21 protein-coding genes are annotated in these 23,632 nt (G+C 73.0%); 13 read left to right on the forward strand and 8 right to left on the reverse strand.

Annotated features, from left to right (window positions below; genetic code table 11):
• The first annotated feature begins 28 nt into the window (after positions 1 to 28).
• From ACZZ97_RS03820 to ahcY, 4 genes are all read left to right on the forward strand, one after another.
• The gene (locus tag ACZZ97_RS03820) at positions 29 to 241 is read left to right on the forward strand and encodes a DUF3499 family protein (RefSeq protein ID WP_133737779.1); all 213 of its coding nucleotides are present in this window, start codon (positions 29 to 31) and stop codon (positions 239 to 241) included.
• Complete coding sequence (locus tag ACZZ97_RS03825; RefSeq protein ID WP_463472325.1) at positions 231 to 1,655, forward strand: phosphomannomutase/phosphoglucomutase; 1,425 nt, start codon at positions 231 to 233, stop codon at positions 1,653 to 1,655. Before ACZZ97_RS03820 ends, ACZZ97_RS03825 begins: the two co-directional genes overlap by 11 nt.
• Before the next feature lie 59 nt (positions 1,656 to 1,714).
• Positions 1,715 to 1,966 (forward strand): metal-sensitive transcriptional regulator, encoded by a 252-nt coding sequence (locus ACZZ97_RS03830; protein ID WP_314100572.1) that lies wholly within the window; start codon positions 1,715 to 1,717, stop codon positions 1,964 to 1,966.
• Positions 1,967 to 2,036: 70 nt separating this feature from the next.
• Positions 2,037 to 3,512 carry an adenosylhomocysteinase gene (gene ahcY, locus ACZZ97_RS03835; RefSeq protein ID WP_123546512.1) on the forward strand — a complete coding sequence of 492 codons (1,476 nt, stop codon included), beginning with the start codon at positions 2,037 to 2,039 and terminating at the stop codon, positions 3,510 to 3,512.
• A gap of 141 nt (positions 3,513 to 3,653) precedes the next feature.
• Here ahcY and ACZZ97_RS03840 read toward each other — a convergent pair whose 3' ends face one another.
• Positions 3,654 to 4,604: an RDD family protein gene (locus ACZZ97_RS03840; RefSeq protein ID WP_463472326.1), complete on the reverse strand. Its 951-nt coding sequence runs from the start codon at positions 4,602 to 4,604 to the stop codon at positions 3,654 to 3,656.
• A gap of 18 nt (positions 4,605 to 4,622) precedes the next feature.
• Between ACZZ97_RS03840 and ACZZ97_RS03845 the strand changes: the two genes are divergently transcribed.
• Entirely contained in the window at positions 4,623 to 5,618 is a 996-nt protein-coding gene (locus ACZZ97_RS03845; protein WP_463472327.1) for a stage II sporulation protein M, read from the forward strand.
• A 207-nt stretch (positions 5,619 to 5,825) separates the two neighbouring features.
• On the opposite strand, the gene ACZZ97_RS03850 is transcribed toward ACZZ97_RS03845, so the two are convergent.
• The 5 genes from ACZZ97_RS03850 to ACZZ97_RS03870 form a co-directional block, all read right to left on the reverse strand.
• Positions 5,826 to 7,118 carry a DUF58 domain-containing protein gene (locus tag ACZZ97_RS03850; protein ID WP_463472328.1) on the reverse strand — a complete coding sequence of 431 codons (1,293 nt, stop codon included), beginning with the start codon at positions 7,116 to 7,118 and terminating at the stop codon, positions 5,826 to 5,828.
• A 2-nt stretch (positions 7,119 to 7,120) separates the two neighbouring features.
• A complete protein-coding gene (locus ACZZ97_RS03855) occupies positions 7,121 to 8,074 on the reverse strand; it encodes an AAA family ATPase (RefSeq protein WP_314102416.1) in 954 nt (317 codons plus the stop codon).
• 133 nt (positions 8,075 to 8,207) lie between these two features.
• Positions 8,208 to 9,395 (reverse strand): DUF4350 domain-containing protein, encoded by a 1,188-nt coding sequence (locus tag ACZZ97_RS03860; protein WP_463472329.1) that lies wholly within the window; start codon positions 9,393 to 9,395, stop codon positions 8,208 to 8,210.
• Positions 9,392 to 10,036 carry a DUF4129 domain-containing protein gene (locus tag ACZZ97_RS03865; RefSeq protein ID WP_463472330.1) on the reverse strand — a complete coding sequence of 215 codons (645 nt, stop codon included), beginning with the start codon at positions 10,034 to 10,036 and terminating at the stop codon, positions 9,392 to 9,394. The genes ACZZ97_RS03860 and ACZZ97_RS03865 overlap by 4 nt, the downstream gene beginning before the upstream one ends.
• Positions 10,033 to 11,367: a hypothetical protein gene (locus ACZZ97_RS03870; RefSeq protein ID WP_463472331.1), complete on the reverse strand. Its 1,335-nt coding sequence runs from the start codon at positions 11,365 to 11,367 to the stop codon at positions 10,033 to 10,035. Before ACZZ97_RS03870 ends, ACZZ97_RS03865 begins: the two co-directional genes overlap by 4 nt.
• 172 nt (positions 11,368 to 11,539) lie before the next feature.
• Here ACZZ97_RS03870 and mtrA point away from each other — a divergent pair, with 172 nt between their 5' ends.
• From mtrA to secA, 6 genes are all read left to right on the forward strand, one after another.
• Positions 11,540 to 12,220 carry an MtrAB system response regulator MtrA gene (mtrA, locus tag ACZZ97_RS03875; RefSeq protein WP_123546504.1) on the forward strand — a complete coding sequence of 227 codons (681 nt, stop codon included), beginning with the start codon at positions 11,540 to 11,542 and terminating at the stop codon, positions 12,218 to 12,220.
• 9 nt (positions 12,221 to 12,229) lie between these two features.
• Positions 12,230 to 13,996: an MtrAB system histidine kinase MtrB gene (gene mtrB / locus ACZZ97_RS03880; RefSeq protein ID WP_463472332.1), complete on the forward strand. Its 1,767-nt coding sequence runs from the start codon at positions 12,230 to 12,232 to the stop codon at positions 13,994 to 13,996.
• Entirely contained in the window at positions 13,983 to 15,665 is a 1,683-nt protein-coding gene (locus ACZZ97_RS03885) for an LpqB family beta-propeller domain-containing protein (RefSeq protein WP_463472333.1), read from the forward strand. The genes mtrB and ACZZ97_RS03885 overlap by 14 nt, the downstream gene beginning before the upstream one ends.
• Positions 15,666 to 15,774: 109 nt before the next feature.
• Positions 15,775 to 16,443: a ComF family protein gene (locus ACZZ97_RS03890; protein ID WP_463472334.1), complete on the forward strand. Its 669-nt coding sequence runs from the start codon at positions 15,775 to 15,777 to the stop codon at positions 16,441 to 16,443.
• Between the two features lie 152 nt (positions 16,444 to 16,595).
• Positions 16,596 to 17,297 carry a ribosome hibernation-promoting factor, HPF/YfiA family gene (hpf, locus tag ACZZ97_RS03895; protein ID WP_123546500.1) on the forward strand — a complete coding sequence of 234 codons (702 nt, stop codon included), beginning with the start codon at positions 16,596 to 16,598 and terminating at the stop codon, positions 17,295 to 17,297.
• Positions 17,298 to 17,466: 169 nt separating this feature from the next.
• On the forward strand, positions 17,467 to 20,301 hold the full coding sequence (secA, locus tag ACZZ97_RS03900) for a preprotein translocase subunit SecA (RefSeq protein WP_314101934.1): 2,835 nt from the start codon (positions 17,467 to 17,469) through the stop codon (positions 20,299 to 20,301).
• 173 nt (positions 20,302 to 20,474) lie between these two features.
• Here the strand turns inward: secA and ACZZ97_RS03905 are convergent, their stop codons facing one another.
• Positions 20,475 to 20,981 (reverse strand): Rv3235 family protein, encoded by a 507-nt coding sequence (locus tag ACZZ97_RS03905; RefSeq protein WP_314101932.1) that lies wholly within the window; start codon positions 20,979 to 20,981, stop codon positions 20,475 to 20,477.
• A gap of 154 nt (positions 20,982 to 21,135) precedes the next feature.
• Here ACZZ97_RS03905 and ACZZ97_RS03910 point away from each other — a divergent pair, with 154 nt between their 5' ends.
• Entirely contained in the window at positions 21,136 to 22,629 is a 1,494-nt protein-coding gene (locus tag ACZZ97_RS03910; RefSeq protein WP_123546497.1) for a sensor histidine kinase, read from the forward strand.
• Between the two features lie 102 nt (positions 22,630 to 22,731).
• Here ACZZ97_RS03910 and ACZZ97_RS03915 read toward each other — a convergent pair whose 3' ends face one another.
• On the reverse strand, positions 22,732 to 22,980 hold the full coding sequence (locus ACZZ97_RS03915; RefSeq protein ID WP_314101931.1) for a WhiB family transcriptional regulator: 249 nt from the start codon (positions 22,978 to 22,980) through the stop codon (positions 22,732 to 22,734).
• A 182-nt stretch (positions 22,981 to 23,162) separates the two neighbouring features.
• Here ACZZ97_RS03915 and ACZZ97_RS03920 point away from each other — a divergent pair, with 182 nt between their 5' ends.
• On the forward strand, positions 23,163 to 23,621 hold the full coding sequence (locus ACZZ97_RS03920) for a hypothetical protein (RefSeq protein ID WP_233568972.1): 459 nt from the start codon (positions 23,163 to 23,165) through the stop codon (positions 23,619 to 23,621).
• Positions 23,622 to 23,632: the final 11 nt, after the last annotated feature.

A 23,632-nucleotide genomic window follows, 5' to 3' on the forward strand; every position in this document is an offset into this window, starting at 1 on the left:
TCGTAGTCCGGCGGTATCGTGGCGGTCCATGGAGCCACGACCCTGCAGCAAGGTCACCTGCCACGACGAGGCGGTGTCGACCCTCACCTACGTGTACGCGGACTCCATGGTCGTCGTCGGCCCCCTGAGCGACCGGGTCGAGCCGCACGGGTACGACCTGTGCGCCCGACACGCGTCGTCCCTGTCCGTCCCCCAGGGCTGGCAGGTGCTGCGCCGGGTAGTTTTGGGCCATGACCACTGAAGACACCGTCGACCTCTCCGCCTTCGTCAAGACCTACGACGTCCGCGGGCTGGTCGGGAGCCAGCTCACCGACGACGTAGTCGAGGCGTTCGGGGCCGCCTTCGCGGACGAGGTGGGCGCGGCGGGGAACGAGCTCGTGGTCGGCCACGACATGCGCGACTCCTCGCCTTCGTTCGCGGCGGCCTTCGCCCGTGGCGCCCTGGCCCGGGGCGCGGACGTGGTCGCCCTCGGGCTCTGCTCGACCGACGAGTCCTACTTCGCCTCGGGCTCGCTCGACGCGCCGGCGGCGATGTTCACCGCGAGCCACAACCCCGCGACCTACAACGGCATCAAGATGAGCCGTGCAGGCGCCCAGGGGATCAGCCTCGACACGGGCCTCTCCTCGATCCGCGACCGGGCCGCCGCCTACCTCGCCGACGGCATCTCGTCCGTCGAGGTGCCGGGGTCGCTCCGCGAGCACGACGCGCTGCCGGGCTACGCGGCGCACCTGCGCGGGCTCGTCGACCTGGCCGGCGTCCGGCCCCTGAAGGTGGTCGTCGACGCCGGCAACGGGATGGGCGGCCTGACCGTGCCCGCGGTCCTCGGCGCCGCCGCCGGGCTGCCGGCGCTGCCCCTCGAGATCGTCCCGCTCTACTTCGAGCTCGACGGCACGTTCCCGAACCACGAGGCGAACCCGCTCGAGCCGGCCAACCTCGTCGACCTCCAGGCCGCGGTCGTCGCCCACGGCGCGGACCTCGGCCTCGCCTTCGACGGCGACGCCGACCGCTGCTTCGTCGTCGACGAGAAGGGCGACGCGGTCACCCCGTCCGCCGTCGCGGCGATCGTCGCGGTGCGCGAGATCGCCCGGGTCCGGGCGGCCGAGCCGGACGCCTCCATCTCCGTCATCCACAACCTGATCACCTCGCGCGCCGTGCCCGAGGCGATCGTCGCCTCCGGGGCGGTGCCCGTCCGCACCCGGGTCGGGCACTCGCTCATCAAGGACGAGATGCGCACGACCGGCGCGATCTTCGGCGGCGAGCACTCCGCGCACTACTACTTCCGCGACTTCTGGGGCGCCGACAACGGCATGCTGGCCGCCATGCACGTGCTCGCCGAGCTGGGTCACCAGGACGAGCCGTTGTCGACCCTGACCGATCGCTACACGCCGTACGCCGCCAGCGGCGAGATCAACTCGACCGTCACCGACGTGCCCGCCGCCTACACCCGCGTCGTCGAGGCGTTCACCGGCCGGGGCGACTTCGACGAGCTCGACGGCCTCACCGTGTCGGGGTCGTCGGCGGACGGCGGCTTCTGGTGGTTCAACGTCCGCCCCTCGAACACCGAGCCGCTGCTCCGCCTGAACGCCGAGGCGGCGACGCGCTCGGGCATGGAGGCGGTGCGCGACGAGGTCCTGGCGCTGATCCGGGCATCGTGACGACCGACCCGAGCACGACGCCGCCGGCATCTCCCGGCTACAGCGGCTCGAAGCAGCAGATCGTCACGCGCCTCCGCCGTGCCGAGGGCCAGGTCCGCGGCATCCAGCGGATGGTCGAGGACGACGTCTACTGCATCGACGTCCTCACGCAGGTGAGCGCGGCCACGAAGGCGCTCGAGACGGTGGCCCTGCAGCTGCTCGAGGACCACCTCGCGCACTGCGTCGCCGAGGCGGCTCGCGAGGGCGGGGCGGTGGCCGACGAGAAGATCGCGGAGGCGTCGGCCGCGATCGCCCGTCTCGTGCGTTCCTGACCCCGGGCCGGACCCACGCGGCTCCCCGAACCTGGGCGACACACGCGGCAGGGTGGGCGAGAATGGACCCATGCCCACTGACACGACCACGCTGCCCTACAAGGTCGCCGACCTGTCCCTCGCCGAGGCCGGTCGACACCAGCTCCGGCTCGCCGAGAACGAGATGCCCGGCCTCATGGCCCTCCGCGAGGAGTTCGGCCCGACGCAGCCGCTCGCCGGTGCCCGCATCGCCGGCTCGCTGCACATGACCGTGCAGACCGCCGTGCTGATCGAGACCCTCACAGCACTCGGCGCGCAGGTCCGCTGGGCCAGCTGCAACATCTTCTCCACGCAGGACGAGGCGGCGGCCGCGATCGTCGTCGGCCCGACCGGCACCCCCGAGCAGCCGGCGGGCGTGCCCGTCTTCGCCTGGAAGGGCGAGACGCTCGACGAGTACTGGTGGTGCACCTCCCAGATCTTCGACTGGTCGGCCGAGGCCGCCGAGGCAGGCGCCTCGTTCGCCGGCCCGAACATGATCCTCGACGACGGCGGCGACGCCACGATGCTCGTGCACAAGGGCCGCGAGTACGAGCTCGCCGGCGCCGTTCCCGACGACGCCCCCGGCGACAGCCACGAGTGGCGGGTGATCCTCGAGGTGCTGCGCGGCTCGCTGGCCGAGTCGACCGACCGCTGGACGACCATCGGCGCCGAGCTGCAGGGCGTCACGGAAGAGACCACGACGGGCGTGCACCGCCTGTACGAGCTCGCCCGTGCCGGCGAGCTGCTGTTCCCCGCCATCAACGTGAACGACTCCGTCACGAAGTCGAAGTTCGACAACAAGTACGGCATCCGCCACTCTCTGCCCGACGGGCTGATGCGGGCGACCGACGTGCTCATCGGCGGCAAGGTCGCCTTCGTCGCCGGCTACGGCGACGTGGGCAAGGGCGCCGCGGAGGCGCTGCGCGGCCAGGGTGCGCGCGTCATCGTCAGCGAGGTGGACCCGATCAACGCCCTCCAGGCCGCGATGGACGGCTACCAGGTCGCCCGTCTGGAGTCCGTCGTCGAGACGGTCGACATCCTCGTCACGGGCACCGGCAACCTCGACGTCGTGACCGTCGACCACCTCCTCGCGCTCAAGCACCTCGCGATCGTCGCGAACGTCGGCCACTTCGACAACGAGATCGACATGGCCGGGCTCGAGTCGCTCGCCGGCGCCGAGCGCGTCGAGATCAAGCCCCAGGTGCACGAGTGGCGCCTCCCCACGGGGCGCAGCGTGCTCGTGCTCAGCGAGGGCCGCCTGATGAACCTCGGCAACGCGACCGGCCACCCCTCGTTCGTGATGAGCAACTCCTTCACGAACCAGGTCCTCGCGCAGATCGAGCTCTGGGCTCACCGCGAGAACTACGAGACCGAGGTCTACGTGCTGCCCAAGCACCTCGACGAGAAGGTGGCGCGGCTGCACCTCGACGCGCTCGGCGTCGAGCTGACCACCCTCACCGACGCGCAGGCGAAGTACATCGGCGTCAGCGTCGACGGGCCCTACAAGGTCGACCACTACCGGTACTGAGCCGCAGGTGCACGAACGCCCCCTCCCCGTAGTCGAGACGGAGCGGGGGCGTTCTCGCGTGCGGGCCCGAGCGGCGCGCGAGAGCCGGGTCAGCGCGGCGCGCGACGGGGGCTGCTCAGCGCCGCGGGCGACGGGGGCTGCTCAGCGCCGCGGGAACCCGCGCACCGTCCCCGTGAGGGCGGGCTCGAGCCGGTCGAGCAGCGCTGCTTCACGCCCGAGGGCGACGCCCTCGCGCTCTCGCCGGAGGGCCGACACGGCCGCCAGCAACGACTCCGGGTCCGTCGCGGGCAGGGGCGAGACGAACGGCGAGAGCTCGGCGGCGAGGGCGTCGGCGATGCGCTGACGGCTGTCGGGGCGGAGGGCCGGAGCCTGCTGCAGGTACGACGAGACGCGACGGGCCAGGGGATCGGGGAGGCGCGCCACGTCCGCCACGGCGGCCCAGCCCAGCAGGTGCGGCGGCACCTGGACCACGACCCGTCCCATGCGGGGCGCCCGCTCGTTGCGGCTGTAGGTGCCGGCCATCAGGTCGCCGAGGCGGCGCGACGACCGGTTGAGGAGGGCGACCACCACGGCCAGTCCGCCTGTCGTCATCACGATCTCGAGCATGCCGACGAGCGACCGGGTGAGCGCGTGCCGGAGGCCGATCGCGCCTCCGTCGGCCCGGACGATCCTGGCACCCGTCGCCAGCTTGCCGAGCGACCGCCCGTGCGACGCCGTCTCGACCACGGTCGGCAGGCCGATGAGGCAGACGACGATCGACGCGACCATGAGGGCCTGCGCCGTCGCGTCGTCCACGGCGCCGCGGTCGTTGAGCGAGACGACCAGCAGCACGAGGCCCACGAGCACGACGACGTACGTGAGGTAGTCGATCAGTGCACCCGCGACGCGGAGGACGAAGCCGGTCGGACGCCGGTCGAGGCCGACCGCCTCGCCCGTGACGAGCTGGTCGTCGGCACCGTCGAAGAAGTCGACCTGGTCGGCACGCAGCGTCGGCGTCGAGGTCGACCGCGAGGCGCGCCTCCCGCGCGGGCCGTGCTCGCGGCGCCGCGTCGGCCGGGGCGCCGGCGGCTGGTGCGTCGTCGGGTCGGACATGCCTAGTATCTAAGCAGAATGGATCTCGACGCCTACGCCGCCGCCCACGGTCACGAGTGGACCGAACTCGAGGCCCTGGCGCGCCGTCGACGCCTCACCGGCCCGGAGGCCGACGAGCTGATCCGGCTGTACCAGTCGGGGGCTGCCGAGCTGTCGGCGCTGCAGACGGCCGCGGGCCCGTCCGTCGTCGCCGACAGGCTGTCGCTGACCCTGTCGCGTGCGCGGCTCCGGTTCACCGGGGCGGGGCGGAACCTCGCCTCGCAGGTGCCGGCCTTCTTCGTCGCCCAGCTGCCTGCCGCCCTCTGGCGGGTGCGCTGGGCGTCGATCGCGGTGCTGCTCGTCACGGTGGTCGTGGCGACGTCGTTCGCAGTCTGGGCAGCCGGGTCTCCCGCGGTGCTCGCGTCGTTCGGCTCGGAGGAGTTCCGTCGCCAGTTCGCGACCGAGGACTTCGTGGACTACTACTCGGAGAGCGCGCCCTCGTCGTTCACCGGCCAGGTCTGGACGAACAACGCGTTCATCGCCGCCCAGTGCGTCGCGTTCGGCATCACCGGCGTCTGGGTGCCCTACGTCGTGCTGAACAACGCCATGAACGTGGGCATCTCGGCGGGCCTGATGGCCGAGCAGGGGCGCCTCGAGTACTTCTTCCTGTACATCCTCCCGCACGGCCAGCTCGAGCTGTACAGCATCTTCGTCGCGGGAGGCGCCGGGCTGATGATCTTCTGGTCGTGGGTCGCCCCCGGCGCCCGTACCCGCGGGCAGGCGCTCGCCCAGGACGGCCGCGCGCTCATCACCGTCGCCGTGGGGCTCATGCTGGCCCTGCTCGTGTCGGGCGTGATCGAGGGGTTCGTCACGCGCCAGGACTGGCCGTGGCCGATCAAGATCGGCATCGGCACCGTCGCGCTGGCCGGGTTCCTCGCCTACCAGTGGGTACTCGGCGGACGCGCGCACCGCGCCGGCCAGACCGGCGACCTCGACGAGTTCGAAGCCGGGGCGACGGAGCTCGTCGCGGGCTGAGCGCGAGCGGAGGCCGCTGTCCCGGCTGACGGCGCGCGGAGGCCGCTGTGCCGGCTGACCGCGACGGCCCCGGCCTGGAGCCCGCCTGGTCACCAGAACTCAGGAACGCGGGCGCGTCTGGTCCTGAATCGTGCACAGATCAGGACCCCGCAGCCCCCCGTCGCGCGGATCAGGACAGAAGTTCCTGAATGAGGAGGGGGGCGCGGGTCAGAGGCGGCCGGCGGCCTTGTAGGCGAGGTACCGGTCGGCGAGCGCGGGCGGGAGGTCGGCGGGCGAGCCGGACACGACGTCGGCTCCCACCTGGCCGAGGGCGGCGGCGACGCGGGCGACGTCGAGCCGGGCACGCTCGGCGGACGCGGCGCGATAGACCTCGTCGCGGTTCGTCCTCCTCACGGCGGCCACGGCGAGGTCGGGGTCGGTGACCGACGCCACGACGACGAGGTGGCGCCGGCTCAGCTGCGGCACGGCGGCGAGCAGGCTGCGCGCCGAGCCGGGGGAGTCGACGGGCGTGACGAGCACGACGAGCGATCGCTGGGTGGTCACCGAGCGCACGAGGGCAGGCACGGTCGACCAGTCGGTCTCGACGAGCTCCGGCTCGATCGGGGCCATCGTCTCGACCATGGTCGACAGGAGGGCGGCGCCGGTCGCGCCCTGCACGCGTCCCCGCACACGGCGGTCGACGACGACGAGGTCGACGTGGTCGCCCGCGCGCGACGCGAGCGCGCCGAGCAGCAGGGCGGACTCGAACGCGGTGTCGAGCCGCGGCTCGTCGTCGATGCGGGCAGCCGAGGTACGGCCGCTGTCGACGACGATCACGACGCGTCGGTCGCGCTCGGGCCGCCAGGTGCGGACGACCAGGTCGCTGCGCCGGGCCGTCGCCCTCCAGTCGATCGAGCGTACGTCGTCGCCGCGGACGTACTCGCGGAGGCTGTCGAACTCGGTGCCCTGGCCGCGGATCATGACGCTGGTGCGTCCGTCGAGCTCACGGAGGCGGGCGAGTCGGGACGGCAGGTGGCGGCGGGACGAGAAGCGCGGCAGCACGCGGACGGCGCCGGGGACGGCGTGCCCGGCCTGGCGGCCCGCGAGGCGCAGCGGTCCGATCGACCGGACCGTCACCTCCTCGGCTCGCCGTTCGCCCCGACGGAACGGGGTGAGCGTCGTGGTAACGCGCCAGGCCCGACCCGGCCGGACGACGAGCGCACGGCGCGTCACCGCGGCGCCGGCCGACGGCTGCCAGGCGTCGCGGACGACGCCCCGAAGGGTGCGACGGCCCTCGTTGACCACGACGAGCTCCGCCGAGGTCGTCTCGCCGAGGCGGACGGGGCCGGGCAGCTCGCGACGGATGCGCAGGAGGCGCGGCGAGGCGGCCAGCGCGACGTCCAGCGCCCCGAGGGCGAGCACGAGCACGAGCCAGCCCACGAGCGCCCAGGCGCTCCCCGTCGCCACGATCGGCACGACGCCGAGCGCGACGAGCGCGACGAACCATCCGGTGACGGCCATGATCAGATCGGGACCCGCACCTGCTGCAGCACCGAGCGCAGCACGGCGTCGGCGTCGACGCCCTCGAGCTCCGCCTCCGGGCGCAGCTGCAGGCGGTGGCGCAGCACGGGCAGGGCCATCGCCTGGACGTGGTCGGGCGTGATCCGGTCGAACCCGGTCAGCCAGGCCCAGGCCTTGCTCGCCGACAGCAGGGCGGTGGAGCCGCGGGGGCTGACGCCGATCTTGACGGACGCGCTCTCGCGGGTGGCACGAGCCAGGTCGACGACGTACGCGAGCACGTCGGGCGAGGCGCCGACCAGGCCGACCTCGGCCTGCGCCCGCGCGAGCTCGGCCGGCCCGAGCACGGGGGTGACGCCGGCGGCGCGCAGGTCGCGCGGCGAGAAGCCCGCGGCGTGGCGGGTGAGCACCTCGACCTCGGCGTCGCGGGGCGGCAGGTCGAGGGTCAGCTTCATGAGGAACCGGTCGAGCTGCGCCTCGGGCAGCGTGTAGGTGCCCTCGTACTCGACCGGGTTCATCGTCGCGGCGACGAGGAACGGCTGGGGGAGCGGACGCGAGACGCCGTCGACGGACACCTGCCGCTCCTCCATGGCCTCGAGCAGCGCCGACTGCGTCTTGGGGGGCGTCCGGTTGATCTCGTCGGCCAACAGGATGTTGGTGAAGACGGGACCGGGTCGGAACTCGAACTCGCCGGCCTTGGCGTCGTAGACGAGCGAGCCGGTGATGTCGCCGGGCATGAGGTCGGGCGTGAACTGCACCCGGTTCGTCTCGAGCGAGGTGGCGTGGCTGAGGGCGCGGACGAGCAGCGTCTTGGCGACGCCGGGGACGCCCTCGAGCAGGGCGTGGCCCTGGGCGAGCAGGGTGACGATCAGGCCGGTGACGGCGCCGTCCTGGGCGACGACGGCCTTGCCGACCTCGGTGCGCACGCGGGCGAAGGTCTGCTGGAGTTCGGTGGTCATGCGGCGGTTCTCCCGGTGGTGGTCGCAGGGCGAGGGGCGGTGGAGGCGGTCGAGGGCCAGGCCGGCCCGGGGCAGTCCGGCCCGGGCCGGTCCGGCGAGGGGCCGGCCGGCAGACGAGGAGGCGCGGCGCCGGTCACGAGGGAGCCGCCGCCCTGGCCGTCGCCCGTTCGAGGTCGAGCAGGCTGTCGCTGAGGCGGACGAGCTCGGCGTCGTCGGCAGGGTCGGCGTCGACGAGCACGTGCCGGAGCCCGCGGGGATCTGCGCCGACCAGGCCGGCGACCCGGTCGATCACCTCGTCCACCGACGACGTGGACGAGAGGCCGGTCAGGCGGGCGAGGCGGCCGAGCGTCCCGATGCGCAGCTGGTCGAGGGCGTGCCGACGCTGGCCGGAGCGCTCGTACAGGCGAGCTCGCCCCTCCGTCGTCTCGGACGCGCGGACGACGACGGGCATGCGCTCGACGACGAGGGGACCGAGCCGGCGGCCCCGCCAGACCATCGCGGCGACCGCGGTCGCGGTGAGCAGGAGCAGCACGGGCGTGACCCAGCTCGGCGTGAGCGTCGCGAGGGTGCCGGCGCCCTCGGGCACGTCCTCGACGCCGGGGAGGTACCAGACGAGCTGGTCGGACCGTCCGAGCAGGGCGAGGGCGTAGGCGGCGTCGTCCGCGCCCGCCGTGGCGACGGTGCCGTTCGTCAGGGCGGTCGTCGTGCCGACGACCGTGACGCGGCGGTCGCCGTCGGCGAGCACGACGAGCCCGGAGCCGTCGGTGTCGGGATCGCGGACGCAGGTCGTCACGTCGACGCCCGCGCCGGGGTCGACGCCTGCGGCGGAGTAGGCGAGGCCGGCGGCGTGGACTCGCTCGACCTGTGACAGCTCGGGCACGTCGCAGCCCAGGTCACGGACCCCGTCGGCGACCTCGGCGACCGCGGAGACGCCGGGGGCGACCGCGTCCAGCGCCGTGGCGCCCGGGGCGAGGAGGACGAGCGAGCTCGCGGCGTCGCCGAGCTCGCTCCACTGGTCGGCGACGAGGTACGAGCCCGCGTCGTCGACGACCACGGTGGTGTCCGGACGCGCAGCGGCCTGTCGCGCCTGGTCGAGCGACGACACGACGCGGACGGACACGCCCTCGTCGCGGAGGACCTCGACGAGCGCCTTCGTCCCGGCCGGCGCGGGGTTCTCGGGGCCGAGGGCCCGGCCGCCCGTCGCGTCCGAGCCGCTGAGGAGAACGGCCGCGACGGCACCCAGCAGCGCGAGGACGGCCAGCGCGACCCAGGGCCGTGCCCGACGCGCGGAGGCGCGCACCGTCTGCGTCGTCGCCGTCACGAGGCGGCCACGGGGGCGAGTCGCTCGAGCTCGAGGTCGAGCGTGCTGATCTCGCGCCAGGCGGCCTCGGAGCCGGGCCGGTCGAGGTAGCGCACGCCGTCGAAGCTGTCGGCGGCCGAGGCCAGGCGGTCGGCGAGGCCGGGGAACACCTGCCCTGCCCGGGCGCCGACCGCGCGGGCGGTCGTGCCGGGAGTCGTCGAGAGGACGTCGCGCTCGACGAGGCCGCGCGCCAGTGCGCGGAACGACTCGGTGACGGCGAGCACGAGGTCGCCTGCGGCCGCTGCCTCGGCCGCGGCCCGGCGGAGGCGGTCGGCGTCGCGGTCGTCGCCCTCGCCGAAGAGCTCGGGTCCGCGCGTCGAGCGCCGGTTCAGCCGGGGGACCCCGTAGACCGCGAGCACCACCAGGAGGACGACGACCACGACGACGAGCAGCACCACGAGGGCCACGGCGGGTGCGCCCTCGACCCCGCCGAAGCGGATGCCGTTCAGCCAGTTCCAGAAGGCGTCGGCGGCACGGTCGAGCCAGGTGGGCTGCGCCGCGACGTAGTCACGACCCGTGAGCTCGCGCAGCAGCAGCCGGCGCGCCTCGTCGGGGTCGGGGTCGAGAGGGGCGGCGGCCAGCACGGTCGTCGGCGGCGTCACTGCAGAGGTGCCCCGCCCTGGCCGTCGGGGCGGTGCTGCTCGGGGCGGTGCTGCTCGGGCAGCTGCGGCGCGGGCTGCTGCTGCGGCTGCGACTGCTGCGCAGGGGAGCGCCACGGGTCGGGCAGGTCGACCTGGCCGCGGCCGCGGGCCTCGACGTGGCGCACCAGCTCGAGGTCGAGCCCCTCGGTCCGCATCCGACGGTCGACGTAGACGAGGCCGACGGAGGCGGCCTGGACGACGGAGCCGATGGCCGTCACGACGGCGCTGACGGCGATGGTGAGGACGTACGCGACGGCCGCGACCGCGATCGCGCTGCCGTCGACGTCGCCGGTGGGCGAGATGAGGCTGCCGAACACGCCGAACAGCAGCGAGAACGGCGCCGTCACGACCTGCGTCGCGATCTGGATCATCACGAAGACGAGCGCGACGACGCCGAAGGTGCGCCAGAACGAGCTGCGGACGAGCGACCACGACCGAGCGACGGCCGCGCGCAGGGGCATGCGCTCGAGCATGAGGGCGCTCGGCACGAGGCTCAGCTTGACGGTGAGCCAGACGCCGAGCACCAGCAGGCCGAGGCCGAGGAGCACGCCCACCCCGATGCCGACGCCGATGCTCGGACCCGTGCCGACGACGACGCCGATCGCCACGACGCCGACGACGAGGCCGGCGGCGACCAGGTAGGCGAGCGTGAGCAGGGCCGACCAGCCCGTCAGCGCGCCGATCCGCCCGCGGGCCAGCGTCCAGAGGCCGCCCAGCCGGAGGCGCTCGCCGAGCAGCTGACGGGAGGTCTCGAGCACGAAGAGCCCCTGCAGCAGGGCGCTGACGACCACCGTGAGCAGCACGGGGACGAGCGTCGCGAGCACGACCGTGGCGACGGCCCCCGCCGCCACCGCGTCGCGGTCCTCGGGCAGGGCCGACTCGACGCGGGAGAACGCGAAGAAGGCGCTGCCCCCGGCGGCGCCGACGGTCACGACGAGCAGCACGACCTGCGCGAGCAGGGCGGTGCCGAAGGTGGTGCGCGGGTTGCGCCGGAACACCTGGAACGACGCGGAGAGGATCTCGCCGAACGTGAAGGGACGGAGGGGGAGCAGACCGGGACGAGGAGGCGGCGTCCAGGCACCGGGACCGAACTGCGGCTGCGGCGCGGCCTGCAGTCCGTACGCGGGCGGCTGCTGTCCGTAGGCGGGCGGCTGCTGTCCGTAGGCGGGCGGCTGCTGTCCCGGGCCGGCGCCCGGAGCCGACGGAGGAGCGGGAGGCGCGGACGGGACGCGCTCGCCCCAGCGCGGTGCGTCCTGCGCCCCGGGGGCCGCCCAGTCGTTCGGATCGGTCATGGCTTCCCCCGGTGGTCCGCGCTCGAGGTCGTCCTCGCTCGTGCGCCCATGTTTCCACAGGCGCGGCGGGCGTGCCAGCCGACCTGCGCCTCCTTCGCCGCCGATCCGCGCCTCCTGCACTAATCTGGGTCGACGTGCCGCGACCCGAGCGGCCCAGCCGAAGACGGAGACCATGACCCCGCGCATCCTGGTGGTGGACGACGACCCCGCGCTCGCCGAGATGATCGGCATCGTGCTCCGGGCCGACGAGTTCGAGCCGCACTTCTGCGCCGACGGCGACGGGGCGCTCGCCGCGTTCCGCGACGCCTCTCCCGACCTGGTGCTGCTCGACCTGATGCTGCCGGGCAAGGACGGCCTCGAGGTGTGCCGGGCGATCCGGGCCGAGAGCGGCGTGCCGATCATCATGCTGACGGCGAAGGGCGACACGGTCGACGTGGTCCGCGGGCTCGAGAGCGGCGCCGACGACTACGTGGTCAAGCCCTTCAACCCGAAGGAGCTCGTGGCGCGGATCAGGACGCGGCTGCGTCCGCCGACCGAGCCCACCAACGACGTGCTCACGGTCGGCGACCTGCGACTGGACGTGGCGGCGCACGAGGTGCGTCGCGGTGACGCGGTCATCGCCCTGACGCCCCTCGAGTTCGAGCTGTTGCTGGCCCTCGCGTCCAAGCCGCAGCAGGTCTTCACCCGCGAGATGCTCCTGGAGCAGGTCTGGGGCTACCACTACAAGGCCGACACGCGACTGGTCAACGTCCACGTGCAGCGGCTGCGGGCCAAGGTCGAGCACGACCCGGACGCGCCGCGCATCGTCACGACCGTCCGCGGCGTCGGCTACCGCGCCGGCGGCGGGGCCTAGCAGCCCGTCGTGGCCGGACAGGGCGGGGGCGCGGGCTGGCGGGGCTCCGTCGTCGGCGCGCTCGGCCCCGGGGCCTGGTGGCGACGCCGGGGCGCCTGGCGGGACGTCGGCCCCCACCTGCTCTCGGCGTGGCGCCGGTCGCTCGAGTTCCGCACGGTCGCCCTCACCGTCGTGCTCGCCGGGGCCGGCGCGTCGATCATCGCCACGTCCATCTCGGTCAGCATCAGCGCGAACCTGTACGACCAGCGCCGGGACCAGGTGCAGTCCGAGTCCCAGCGCGCGACGATCCTCGCCCAGTCGATCTTCGACTCGGCGACGGCCACGGAGGACGCCGACCAGGTCGAGCTCGACTCCCTGCAGAACGAGGCCCAGAGCACCATCCTCGGCTCGACGTCGAGCCCGGGCGGCACGAGCATCGCGATCCTGAGGACGCCGGGGCAGTCGACCGCGCAGACCGTGCAGGACATCGCGAGCCCCGACTTCCCCGGAGCCGAGCTGACGCCCGAGCTCCGCGAGCGCGTGGCCTCCGACACCGGTGCGCTCTCGATGCAGCCCGTGGCCCTGCCCCGGGCCGACGGAGGGTCCGTGCCCGGCATCGTCGTCGGCAGCACCCTCCAGGTCCCGACGGCCGGCCAGTACGAGCTCTACCTCGTCTACGACCTCAGCGACGCCGCGACGACGCTGGCCCTGATGCAGCGCACCCTCGCCCTCGGCTCGCTCGCGCTCGTCGTCCTGATCGGCGTCATCACGTACGTCGTCGCCCGGACGGTCGTCCGCCCCGTGCGCGTCGCGGCCGAGACGAGCCAGGCCATCGCGGCGGGCGACCTCGACCAGCGCATCCCCGAGAAGGGCCAGGACGTCGTCGCCACCCTGGGGCGCTCGTTCAACGGCATGGCGGACGGGATGCAGCGGCAGATCTCGCAGCTCGCCGAGCTGTCGCGGGTGCAGCAGCGCTTCGTCAGCGACGTGTCGCACGAGCTGCGCACGCCGCTCACGACGATCCGCCTCGCCGGCGACGTGCTCTACGACCAGCGCGGGTCGTTCACCCCGTCGGCCGCGCGCACGGCCGAGCTGCTGCACACGCAGGTCGACCGCTTCGAGCTGCTGCTGGCCGACCTGCTCGAGATCTCGCGCTTCGACGCGGGCGCGGTCGAGCTCGACCTCGAGAGCACCACCGTCGTCGCGCTCGTCGAGGACGGCGTGGCCGAGTTCGAGCCGCTCGCCGCCGAGGCCGGCAGCGTCGTCACCATCGACGCGCGGGGCGGGTACCTCGAGGCCGAGGTCGATCCGCGGCGGCTGCGCCGCATCCTGCGCAACCTGCTCGGCAACGCGATCGAGCACGGCGAGGGCAGGCCGATCGAGGTCGAGGTCGACAGCGACGCCGAGTCCGTCGCCGTCGCCGTGCGCGACCACGGGATCGGGATGCGCCAGCGCGACGTCGAGCGGGTGTTCGACCGGTTCTGGCGCGCCGACCCGTCCCGTCGTCGGACCATCGGCGGCACCGGCCTCGGGCTCGCCATCAGCCTCGAGGACGCCGTCCTGCACGGCGGGCGCCTCGAGGTGTGGTCGCGGCTGGGCGAGGGCAGCCGGTTCGTCGTGACGCTGCCCCGCGTGGCGGGCGCGGCCACCACCTCCTCGCCCCTGGCCGTCGTGCCGCGCGACGCGGACGACCTGGCCGACCACGGCTCGGAGCCCTGGGCAGGTGCCCTGCCCGAGGCGACGGCGACCCGACCGGCCCCGGACGACCACGAGGAGGTGCGCCGTGAGAGGGCGTGACCGCCTGCGTGCCCTCGTGGCCGGCGTCGTCCTCGTGGCGACGGTGCTCGCGGGCTGCGCCTCCATCCCCGACAGCGGCCCGGTGCAGGAGGGCGACCCGATCACCGCCGACGTGCCGAGCGACGTCGTGTACACCCCGAAGGGCCCCGTGGCCGACAGCTCGCAGGAGCGCATCCTCCGGGACTTCATCTCGGCGGGCACGGGCCCGCAGGACAACTACGCAGTCGCGCGCGAGTACCTCTCGGCCGGCTTCGCCGACGCCTGGGACGCGCGCGCGAGCGTCACCGTCCGGCCCGGCGGCGGCGCCACGACGCGCGTCGGGGACGACGAGCTCGAGTACGCCTTCACGGCGACGGCCACCCTCGACGGCGGCGGCCACTACGTCCCCGCCACCACCTCCGTGCCCACCAGCCTCGGCTACTCGTTCGTCCAGGAGGACGGCCAGTGGCGGATCAGCGACGCCCCGGACGGCACGGTGCTGAACCCCGCCACGTTCCAGTCCATCTTCCGGGCGCACGCGGTCTACTTCTACGACCCCTCGTTCCGGTACCTCGTGCCCGACCAGCGGTGGTTCCTCGCCCGGTCGTCGACGAGCACGCGCATCGCCTCGGCGCTCCTCGACGGGCCCTCGACCTGGTTGCAGGGCGCCGTGGTCTCCGCGTTCCCCGAGGGCACGCAGCTCTCGCTCACCGCGATCACCGTCGACGACGGCACGGCCAGGGTCGACCTCACGAGCGACGCCCTCTCAGCCTCGGACACCGCCCGCGCACGCATGCAGGCCCAGCTGCTGGCGAGCTTCTCGACGCTCTCGACGATCACGGCGGTCGACCTGAGCGTCGAGTCGACCGTCCTCGACGTGCCCGACCTGGGCGGGTCGGCGCCCCTGCGCGACCCCACGGTCGACGCGCGGCCCCTGGTGGTCGCCGACGGGGTGCTCGGGTTCGCCTCCCGGTCGTCGGTCAGCCCCCTCCCCGGGCTCGGCCCCGTCGTCGGCGCCCTGGCCCCGACCTCGGCCGAGGCGTCGGCGGACCTGTCCGTCGTCGTCGTGGGGACGGACCGCGGCGCCCTGCGCGTCGGAGCGGACGGCTCGAGCCTGCTCGTCGACGGACGCGCGGGGCTCGCCCCGCCGACCCTCGACGACGCCGGCTGGGTCTGGTCGGTGCCGGTCGACGACGCCCGGGCCGTCACGGCCACCGGCGCGGACGGGGTGCCCCACGCCGTCACGTCCACGCTGCCCGCCGGGCCGGCGGTCGTCGCGTTCCGGGTGTCGCGGGACGGGGCCAGGGCGCTCGTGCTGCTCGACGACCAGGGCGAGTCCCGCCTCCTCGTCGTCGCCCTGTTGCGTGACTCCCGCGGCGTGCCGACGGCGTTCGGCCCGCCGGTCGAGCTGGCGGCGCCGACGGGCCGCCCCGTCGACGCGACGTGGGCCGACCAGCTGACGGTCGCCTCCCTGACCGACACGGGAGAGGGCTCGCTCGTCTCGCTCGCCGAGGTGGGCGGGGCGTCGGCGGGGTCGGGGCAGCCCTCGGGCAGCGCCACGACCATCGTCGGCGGGAACGGCGCGTCCAGCCTGCGCGTGCTGACGGCGGAGGGCTCCGTGCTCGAGCCCCGGGGGAGCAGCTGGCAGGACACGGGCGTCGTGGCGGACCTGCTCGCGACCCAGCGCTGAGCGCCCGGTCGGGCGCGTCGTCCCTCCCCGGGGCCGGTCGTCGCGACGTCGTCCCCGTCCGCAGCCGGTCCGGCAGGAGGCGGCCTCGCGACGCGGCCAGGCTGGAGAGGTGCCGCTCGTCCTCCGTCCCGCCCTCGCGTCGGCCCTCCGGGGCGCCCTGGCCGTGGTGTCGCCCGTCAGCTGCGCCGGCTGCGGCGCCCCCGACCTCGAGGTCTGCGGCAGCTGCCGCCTCCTCCTGCGTCCCCGGCCCGTCGAGGCGGTGCACGCCGGCCTCCGCGTCGTCACGGCGCTCCGGTACGAGTTCGAGGTCCGCGAGGCCGTCCTGGCCTACAAGCAACGCGGCCGGCTGAGGCTCGCGGCCGAGCTCGGCCCGGCCCTGCGCGCCGCGGTGGACGTCGCCCTGCCCCCGGGTGCCGCGCCGACGGCGCTGGTCGCCGTGCCCCCGTCCCCGTCGGGGCGGCGGGGGCGGGGATGGGACCCGGTGACGACCCTCGCGCGGGCCGCGGGGGTCTCCGCGTCCTCGGGCGTCCTCGTCGTCCGGCCCGGCCGCTCGTCGTCCCAGAAGCGCCTGGACCGTGAACAGCGCGCCCGGGCCCGTCGGGGCAGCCTGCGCTGCCGGGTCGACCTGACGGGGCACCGGGTGGTCGTCCTCGACGACGTCCTCACGACCGGGAGCACCGTGCAGGAGGCGCGGAGGGCCCTCGAGGACGCAGGCGCCGAGGTGGTCGCCGCGGTCTGCCTCGCGTCGACGCCGCTCGCCGCGCACGCCGCGTCGTGACGCCCCCGGGCCGGGCTCGCGGCCGCCGGAGGGCGACGCGCGGGTGGACGGGAGGTGACAGGGAGGCGTCGACCTGGCTACGGTGGGGCAAAGGCGTGAAAGGACATCCGCCTGGCTGACAGGCGGCACGTCGATAGCCATAGGAGGTCGTCATGGAAATTTCCGTCACGGGTCGAAACGTCGGCATCACCGATCGTTTCCGCGACTACGCCACTGACAAGGCCGACAAGGTGGCACAGCTCGCCACCAAGGCTCTGGCGCTCGAGATCAAGGTCTCGCGCCACAACGAGAAGGCGAGCGGCCAGGCCGGCGACGACCGCGTCGAGCTCACCCTCATCGGCCCGGGCCCCCTCGTGCGGGCCGAGTCGACGGGAGGCGACAAGTACGTCGCCTTCGACCTCGCCGTCGCGCGGCTGCTCGAGCGGATACGCCGGGCGAAGGACCGCAAGAAGGTGCACCGGGGCCAGCACAGGCCAACGTCGCTGCAGGAGGCCTCGAGCGCCGACTTCAGCACCCTCGGGGTGGTCCCGGCCGCCGCCGAGACTCTCGACGCGGTCCGCACGGGCAGCGTCCCGACCGTGCAGGGCGAGGTGGCCGAGGAGGAGGACGAGGTCTACACGCCCGTGGTCATCCGCAAGAAGGTCTTCGCGTCGACGCCGATGACCGTCGACGACGCGCTGTACTACATGGAGCTCGTGGGTCACGACTTCTACCTCTTCATCGACTCCGAGACCGATCGCCCCAGCGTCGTCTACCGCCGCAAGGGGTGGGACTACGGGGTCATCGGCCTCGACCAGAGCGCTCCTGAGCTGCAGGAGGCGGCGACGGCCCTGAAGGCGGGCTTCGCCGGCTGACGCCCCGACGCCCCGCCGCGGCGTCGACCCAGGCGGCCACGCCCACGGCGGAGGAGGGAGGACCGCGCCGGTCCTCCCTCCTCCTCCCAGGGCGGTGGCCGCTAGTCTTGTCACCATTCCGTGATCGTCCCGCGAGGGGACGGACACGTCCAGAACCAGGGAGCATCCGTTGGCCAACGTCCTAGAGAAGGTCCTCCGCGTCGGTGAAGGGCGCACACTCCGCAGGCTCAAGGCGTACGCCGCGGCCGTCAACGAGCTCGAGGACGACTTCACGACGCTCACCGACGACGAGCTCAAGAACGAGACCGTCGAGCTGCGCGAGCGCTACGCGGGCGGCGAGTCGCTCGACGACCTCCTGCCCGAGGCCTTCGCCGCCGTCCGGGAGGCCGCGAAGCGGACCCTCGGCATGCGCCACTTCGACGTCCAGCTGATGGGCGGCGCGGCCCTCCACCTCGGCAACATCGCCGAGATGAAGACCGGTGAGGGCAAGACGCTCGTCGCCACGACCGCCGCCTACCTCAACGCGATCGCCTCCCGCGGCGTCCACGTCATCACCGTCAACGACTTCCTCGCGAGCTACCAGTCCGAGCTGATGGGCCGAGTCTTCCGTGCCCTCGGCATGACGACCGGCTGCATCCTCGCCGGGCAGACGCCGGCCGAGCGCCGCGAGCAGTACGCGGCCGACATCACCTACGGCACGAACAACGAGTTCGGCTTCGACTACCTGCGCGACAACATGGCGTGGCAGTCGCAGGACATGGTCCAGCGCGGCCACTTCTTCGCCGTGGTCGACGAGGTCGACTCGATCCTCATCGACGAGGCGAGGACGCCCCTCATCATCTCGGGTCCCGCCTCGGGCGAGGCCAACCGCTGGTTCGCCGAGTTCGCGACGATCTCGAAGCGCCTCGTCGCCGGCACCGACTACGAGGTCGACGAGAAGAAGCGCACCGTCGGCGTGCTCGAGCCCGGCATCGAGAAGGTCGAGGACTACCTCGGCATCGACAACCTCTACGAGTCGGCCAACACCCCCCTCATCTCGTTCCTCAACAACTCCATCAAGGCGAGCGCGCTCTTCAAGCGCGACAAGGACTACGTCGTGATCAACGGCGAGGTGCTCATCGTCGACGAGCACACCGGCCGCATCCTCAGCGGCCGCCGCTACAACGAGGGCATCCACCAGGCCATCGAGGCCAAGGAGGGGGTGGAGGTCAAGGCGGAGAACCAGACGCTCGCGACCGTCACCCTGCAGAACTACTTCCGCCTCTACAAGAAGCTGTCGGGCATGACGGGAACGGCCGAGACCGAGGCCGCCGAGTTCATGAGCACCTACAAGCTCGGCGTCGTCCCCATCCCCACGAACAAGTCGATGCAGCGCATCGACCAGACCGACCTCGTCTACAAGAACGAGACCGCGAAGTTCGAGCAGGTCGCCGAGGACATCGTGGAGCGTCACGAGAAGGGCCAGCCCGTGCTGGTCGGCACCACGAGCGTCGAGAAGAGCGAGTACCTGTCCCGCCTCCTCGCGAAGCGCGGGGTCAAGCACGAGGTGCTGAACGCCAAGAACCACGCCAGGGAGGCGGCGATCGTCGCCCAGGCCGGTCGCTTCGGCTCGGTCACGGTCGCGACGAACATGGCCGGTCGAGGCACCGACATCATGCTGGGCGGCAACGCCGAGTTCCTCGCCGTCGCGGAGATGAACACGAAGGGCCTCAGCCCCTCCGACACGCCTGACGAGTACGAGGCCGCCTGGGACGACGTCTTCGCGGCCAAGAAGGCCGAGGTCGCCAAAGAGGCCGAGAAGGTCATCGAGGCCGGTGGTCTCTACGTGCTCGGCACGGAGCGGCACGAGTCGCGTCGCATCGACAACCAGCTGCGCGGACGCAGCGGCCGACAGGGCGACCCGGGCGAGAGCCGGTTCTACCTGTCCCTCACGGACGACCTGATGCGCCTGTTCAACTCGGGCGCCGCCGAGTCGCTGATGGGCCGCGGCAACGTGCCGGACGACCTCGCGATCGAGAACAAGATCGTCGGCCGTGCCATCCGCTCCGCCCAGTCGCAGGTCGAGTCGCGCAACGCCGAGATCCGCAAGAACGTCCTGAAGTACGACGACGTCCTCAACCGTCAGCGCGAGGCCATCTACGGAGACCGCCGACACATCCTCGAGGGCGACGACCTGCAGGACCGCTCGCAGCGGTTCCTCGAGGACGTCGTCAACGAGGTCATCGACCAGCACACGGGGGAGGGCAGCCCCGACGACTGGGACCTCGACGCCCTCTGGACCGAGCTCCGGACCCTGTGGCCCATCTCGATCACCATCGACGAGGTCATCACCGAGGCGGGGTCCAAGGGCAAGGCGACGCGCGACTTCCTCGGCCAGGAGATCCTCTCCGACGCCAAGGTCGCCTACGGGGCCCGTGAGGAGACCCTGGGCGAGCCCGCGATGCGCGAGCTCGAGCGCCGCGTCGTGCTGTCGGTCATCGACCGGCGCTGGCGCGACCACCTGTACGAGATGGACTACCTCAAGGACGGCATCGGCCTGAGGGCCATGGCGCAGCGCGACCCGCTCGTCGAGTACCAGCGCGAGGGCTACGCGCTCTTCCAGAGCATGATGGGCCAGATCCGCGAGGAGTCGGTCGGGTTCCTGTTCAACCTCGAGGTCGAGGTGCAGTCGCAGGTCGGCGCGGCGGAGACGCCCGTGATCGCCGCCAAGGGCCTCGACGGCGAGAAGCAGCAGCCGAAGCTCGAGTACTCCGCCCCGAACATCGCGGGCGAGGTCGAGGTCCGCGACCAGCGCGGGCGCCTCGAGCAGGCGGCGACGGCCAAGGCGCAGAAGGCCCAGGACGACGCCGAGCGCGGCGACGACCCGGAGGTCGCGGCCGCGCAAGCGACCACCACGTCCAAGCCGGCTGCTCGCGGGGCCTTCGGCCAGACGCAGGGCGGCGGGGCGGCCGGCTCGCCCGTCAACCGCGCGGAGCGTCGCGCAGCCGGCAAGAAGAACGGCTGACGCCGCCGGCACGACGCTGCCCGCACGACCCTGACGGGGCTGCCCACCTCTGGTGGGCAGCCCCGTCGCCGTGCTCGTCGGAGGCTGTGCTCGTCGGAGGCTGTGCTCGTCGGAGGCTGTGCTGGTCAGCGGCTGTGCTGGTCAGAGACTGTGCTCGTCAGAGGCTGTGCTGGTCAGAGGATGTGCAGCGCGCTCGCCTGCCAGCGCCCGCCGACGATCTCGAGCCGGATCGCGACGGCCCGCGCGCGACCCCGACCGTGCACGACCACGACCGTCTCGGCGACGCCCGGCACGGGACGGGCGACCTTCACCGTGCCGATCCGGAGGACGGGCCGGACGGGGCGGTCGGCCAGCACGGAGCGCGCCCGGGCGGACAGCTGGACCCGGGCGCGCAGGACGGCGTGGACCTCGGCCGTGACCCAACGGGTCAGCTGCTGGAGGTCACGGGCGCCGGCGAGGACCTCGAGTACCGAGCGGGCGAGGCCCTCGGCGGCCAGGCCCGGGTGGAGCTCCGGCTCCGGGGCCGTCGTCTGCTCCGGGTGCGTCCTCTGCTCCGGTGGGAGCGGCTCGACGAGGAACAGCTCGGCGGGACGATGAGGCCCGTCCGTCCGTTGTGGGGGCTCGTCCAGCCCACGTGGCTCGTCGGGCTCGGACGACAGGAGGGCGAGAGGGGGAGTCATGGGGCTCGGACTTTCGTCGGTGGTGTGGAGTTCAACATATGACATGCCCAGACGGGTCTGTCCCGACCTGCCGCCGATGTGGACAAGTCGCGGCTGCGGGACGGGCGCACGGCCCTCGGCCGACGGCCGCTGGAGGTCGACCTAGACTGGTCGGGTGTCGACGCTCAGTGATCTCGTTCTCGCCCAGGGCCGCTCCAGCGAGGCCGACGTCGAGTGGCTGCACCTCCTGGTCGGCGACTGGCAGCTCCTCGCCGACCTCGCCTTCGCCGACATGGTGCTGTGGGTCCCCACGGACACCGACAGCTACGTCGCCGTCGCGCACGCGCGACCCTCGAGCTCGGCCACGCTCTTCTACCGCGACTTCGTCGGCCAGGAGGTGCGCCCCGAGTGGCGATCCCAGATCCAGCAGGCCTTCGAGACGACGCGCATCGTCGACTCGGCGGCGCCCGACTGGTACGAGGAGACCCCGACCCGTGTCCGGGCCGTGCCCGTCCTCCGCCGGCTCGGCGCGAGCCGACCCGACGTGACCGAGGCGCCCATCGCGGTCATCACGCGACACACGAACCTGAGCGAGGCGCGCACGCCGAGCCGCCAGGAGCTCACCTTCAACCAGTGCAGCAACGACCTGTTCGCGATGATCGCCGCGGGGGACTTCCCCGATCTCGGCGCTCCGACCGGCCCTCGCCGGGGCGCTCCCCGCGCCTCCGACGGCCTGCTCCGGCTCGACGTCGACGGCATGGTCACCTTCGCGAGCCCGAACGGCCTGTCGGCGTTCAACCGGATGGGCTTCGCCGGCGAGCTCGAGGGCGAGTCGCTGGCCGAGGTGACGACCGGGCTGCTGCAGGGCAAGCTCGTCATCGACGAGTCGCTCCCGCTCGTCGTCACGGGGCGGGCGCCGTGGCGCACGGACATCGAGGCGCGCGGCGTGACGGTCTCGCTGCGAGCCATCCCGCTGCGCGACAAGGGCGAGCGCGTGGGCGCCGTCGTGCTCTGCCGCGACGTCACCGAGCTGCGCCACCAGGAGCGCGAGCTCATCACCAAGGACGCGACGATCCGCGAGATCCACCACCGCGTCAAGAACAACCTGCAGACCGTCGCGTCGCTCCTGCGCATCCAGGCCCGACGGACGCACACCGACGTGGCCCGCGAGGCCCTGACCCAGGCCATGCGCCGCGTGGCCTCCATCGCCGTCGTGCACGACACCCTGTCCGAGGGCCTCAGCCAGAACGTCGACTTCGACACGGTCTTCGACCGGGTCCTCATGCTGATCACCGAGGTGGCGTCGAGCCACGCCACCACCGTGCGACCCACCAGGACCGGCAGCTTCGGCGCGCTCCCGAGCGAGTACGCGACCCCCTTGGCGCTGGCGCTCACCGAGCTCGTGACCAACGCCGTCGAGCACGGCCTCGACGGTCGCGACGGAGTCGTCGAGATCTCCGCCGAACGCGACGACGAGCAGCTGACGGTGAAGGTGCGCGACGACGGCGTCGGCCTGCCCGAGGGCAAGGTCGGCTCCGGTCTGGGCACGCAGATCGTCCGGACGCTCATCCAGGGCGAGCTCGGCGGCACCATCGACTGGCACACGCTCGTCGGGAACGGCACCGAGGTCACCATCGAGATCCCGTTCCGGTGGCTGACCAGGTCCTGACGATCGACGTCAGACGCGCCAGGAGCGACGGCCCGGAGGGCCGGACGCGACGAGGCCGGCTCCCCCGTGGGGGAGCCGGCCTCGTGGTCGTCTTGCCGTCGCCTAGCTGGCGCGGCGGGCGCGGGCTGCGCGGCGCTTCAGCGCTCGGCGCTCGTCCTCGCTGAGCCCGCCCCACACGCCGGAGTCCTGACTGGTCTCCAGGGCGTACTGCAGGCAGGTCTCCGTGACCGTGCAACGGCCGCAGACGGTCTTCGCCTTCTCGATCTGGTCCACGGCGGGGCCCGTGTTGCCGACCGGGAAGAACAGCTCCGGGTCAGCGGTCAGGCAGGCGGCTTTGTCACGCCAATCCATCGATGGGTACTCCTTTGGGTGCTGGACCGGGCACGTCGAAGCGCCGGGTTCCGGTGGGGGGAAGAAAGCCGAGAGACTTCGATTCATTGGGAGGCGCGCACCACGACGTACGCGTCACTTCGACCTCGAATATGGTCGCATACTGGAACCGCCAGATCAAGGATTCTCAGGAGGGATCGAGCGTGACCGAACAGTCCGGAGACACCCCTCCCGAGAGGACAGGTCGTTCTGCGACACCGTCGCGTCCCGCACTCTTCTGGCTGCTCGTCCTGCTGCTCGCGGCGGAGGCGGCGCTGCTCGCCGTGGCGACGGCATACCTCCTGATCGAGATCCTCACGGTGCAGCCGGATTCCTACGCGGCCGCCGCGGCGATCCTGCTGCTCACCCTCATCGCCACGGTCTGGCTCGGCGCCATCGTCGTCGGCGCGCTCCGGGGCCGAGGCTGGATCAGGGGAGCCGCGATCGTGTGGCAGGTGCTGCAGATCGCCGTCGGCGTCGGAAGCCTGCAGGGCACATTCGCCAACCCCTCCGTGGGGCTCTGGCTCATCGTGCCCGCCGTGCTCGTCGTAGTGCTGCTGCTCGTCCCCAGCGTCGTCGCCGTGACCTCCGCTCGCGACGACGCCCCGCCTCGCACGTACTGAACGGCGCGGCA

The sequence above is a fragment of the Frigoribacterium sp. AC512 genome, from assembly GCF_979258295.1.

Bases quoted from the DNA above. Each gene is read 5' to 3' on its own strand.
- ACZZ97_RS03820 (WP_133737779.1), top strand. From the start codon at position 29: ATGGAGCCACGACCCTGCAGCAAGGTCACCTGCCACGACGAGGCGGTG.
- ACZZ97_RS03825 (WP_463472325.1), top strand. From the start codon at position 231: ATGACCACTGAAGACACCGTCGACCTCTCCGCCTTCGTCAAGACCTAC.
- ahcY (WP_123546512.1), top strand. From the start codon at position 2,037: ATGCCCACTGACACGACCACGCTGCCCTACAAGGTCGCCGACCTGTCC.
- ACZZ97_RS03840 (WP_463472326.1), bottom strand. From the start codon at position 4,604: ATGTCCGACCCGACGACGCACCAGCCGCCGGCGCCCCGGCCGACGCGG.
- ACZZ97_RS03845 (WP_463472327.1), top strand. From the start codon at position 4,623: ATGGATCTCGACGCCTACGCCGCCGCCCACGGTCACGAGTGGACCGAA.
- ACZZ97_RS03850 (WP_463472328.1), bottom strand. From the start codon at position 7,118: ATGGCCGTCACCGGATGGTTCGTCGCGCTCGTCGCGCTCGGCGTCGTG.
- ACZZ97_RS03855 (WP_314102416.1), bottom strand. From the start codon at position 8,074: ATGACCACCGAACTCCAGCAGACCTTCGCCCGCGTGCGCACCGAGGTC.
- ACZZ97_RS03870 (WP_463472331.1), bottom strand. From the start codon at position 11,367: ATGACCGATCCGAACGACTGGGCGGCCCCCGGGGCGCAGGACGCACCG.
- mtrA (WP_123546504.1), top strand. From the start codon at position 11,540: ATGACCCCGCGCATCCTGGTGGTGGACGACGACCCCGCGCTCGCCGAG.
- hpf (WP_123546500.1), top strand. From the start codon at position 16,596: ATGGAAATTTCCGTCACGGGTCGAAACGTCGGCATCACCGATCGTTTC.
- ACZZ97_RS03905 (WP_314101932.1), bottom strand. From the start codon at position 20,981: ATGACTCCCCCTCTCGCCCTCCTGTCGTCCGAGCCCGACGAGCCACGT.
- ACZZ97_RS03915 (WP_314101931.1), bottom strand. From the start codon at position 22,980: ATGGATTGGCGTGACAAAGCCGCCTGCCTGACCGCTGACCCGGAGCTG.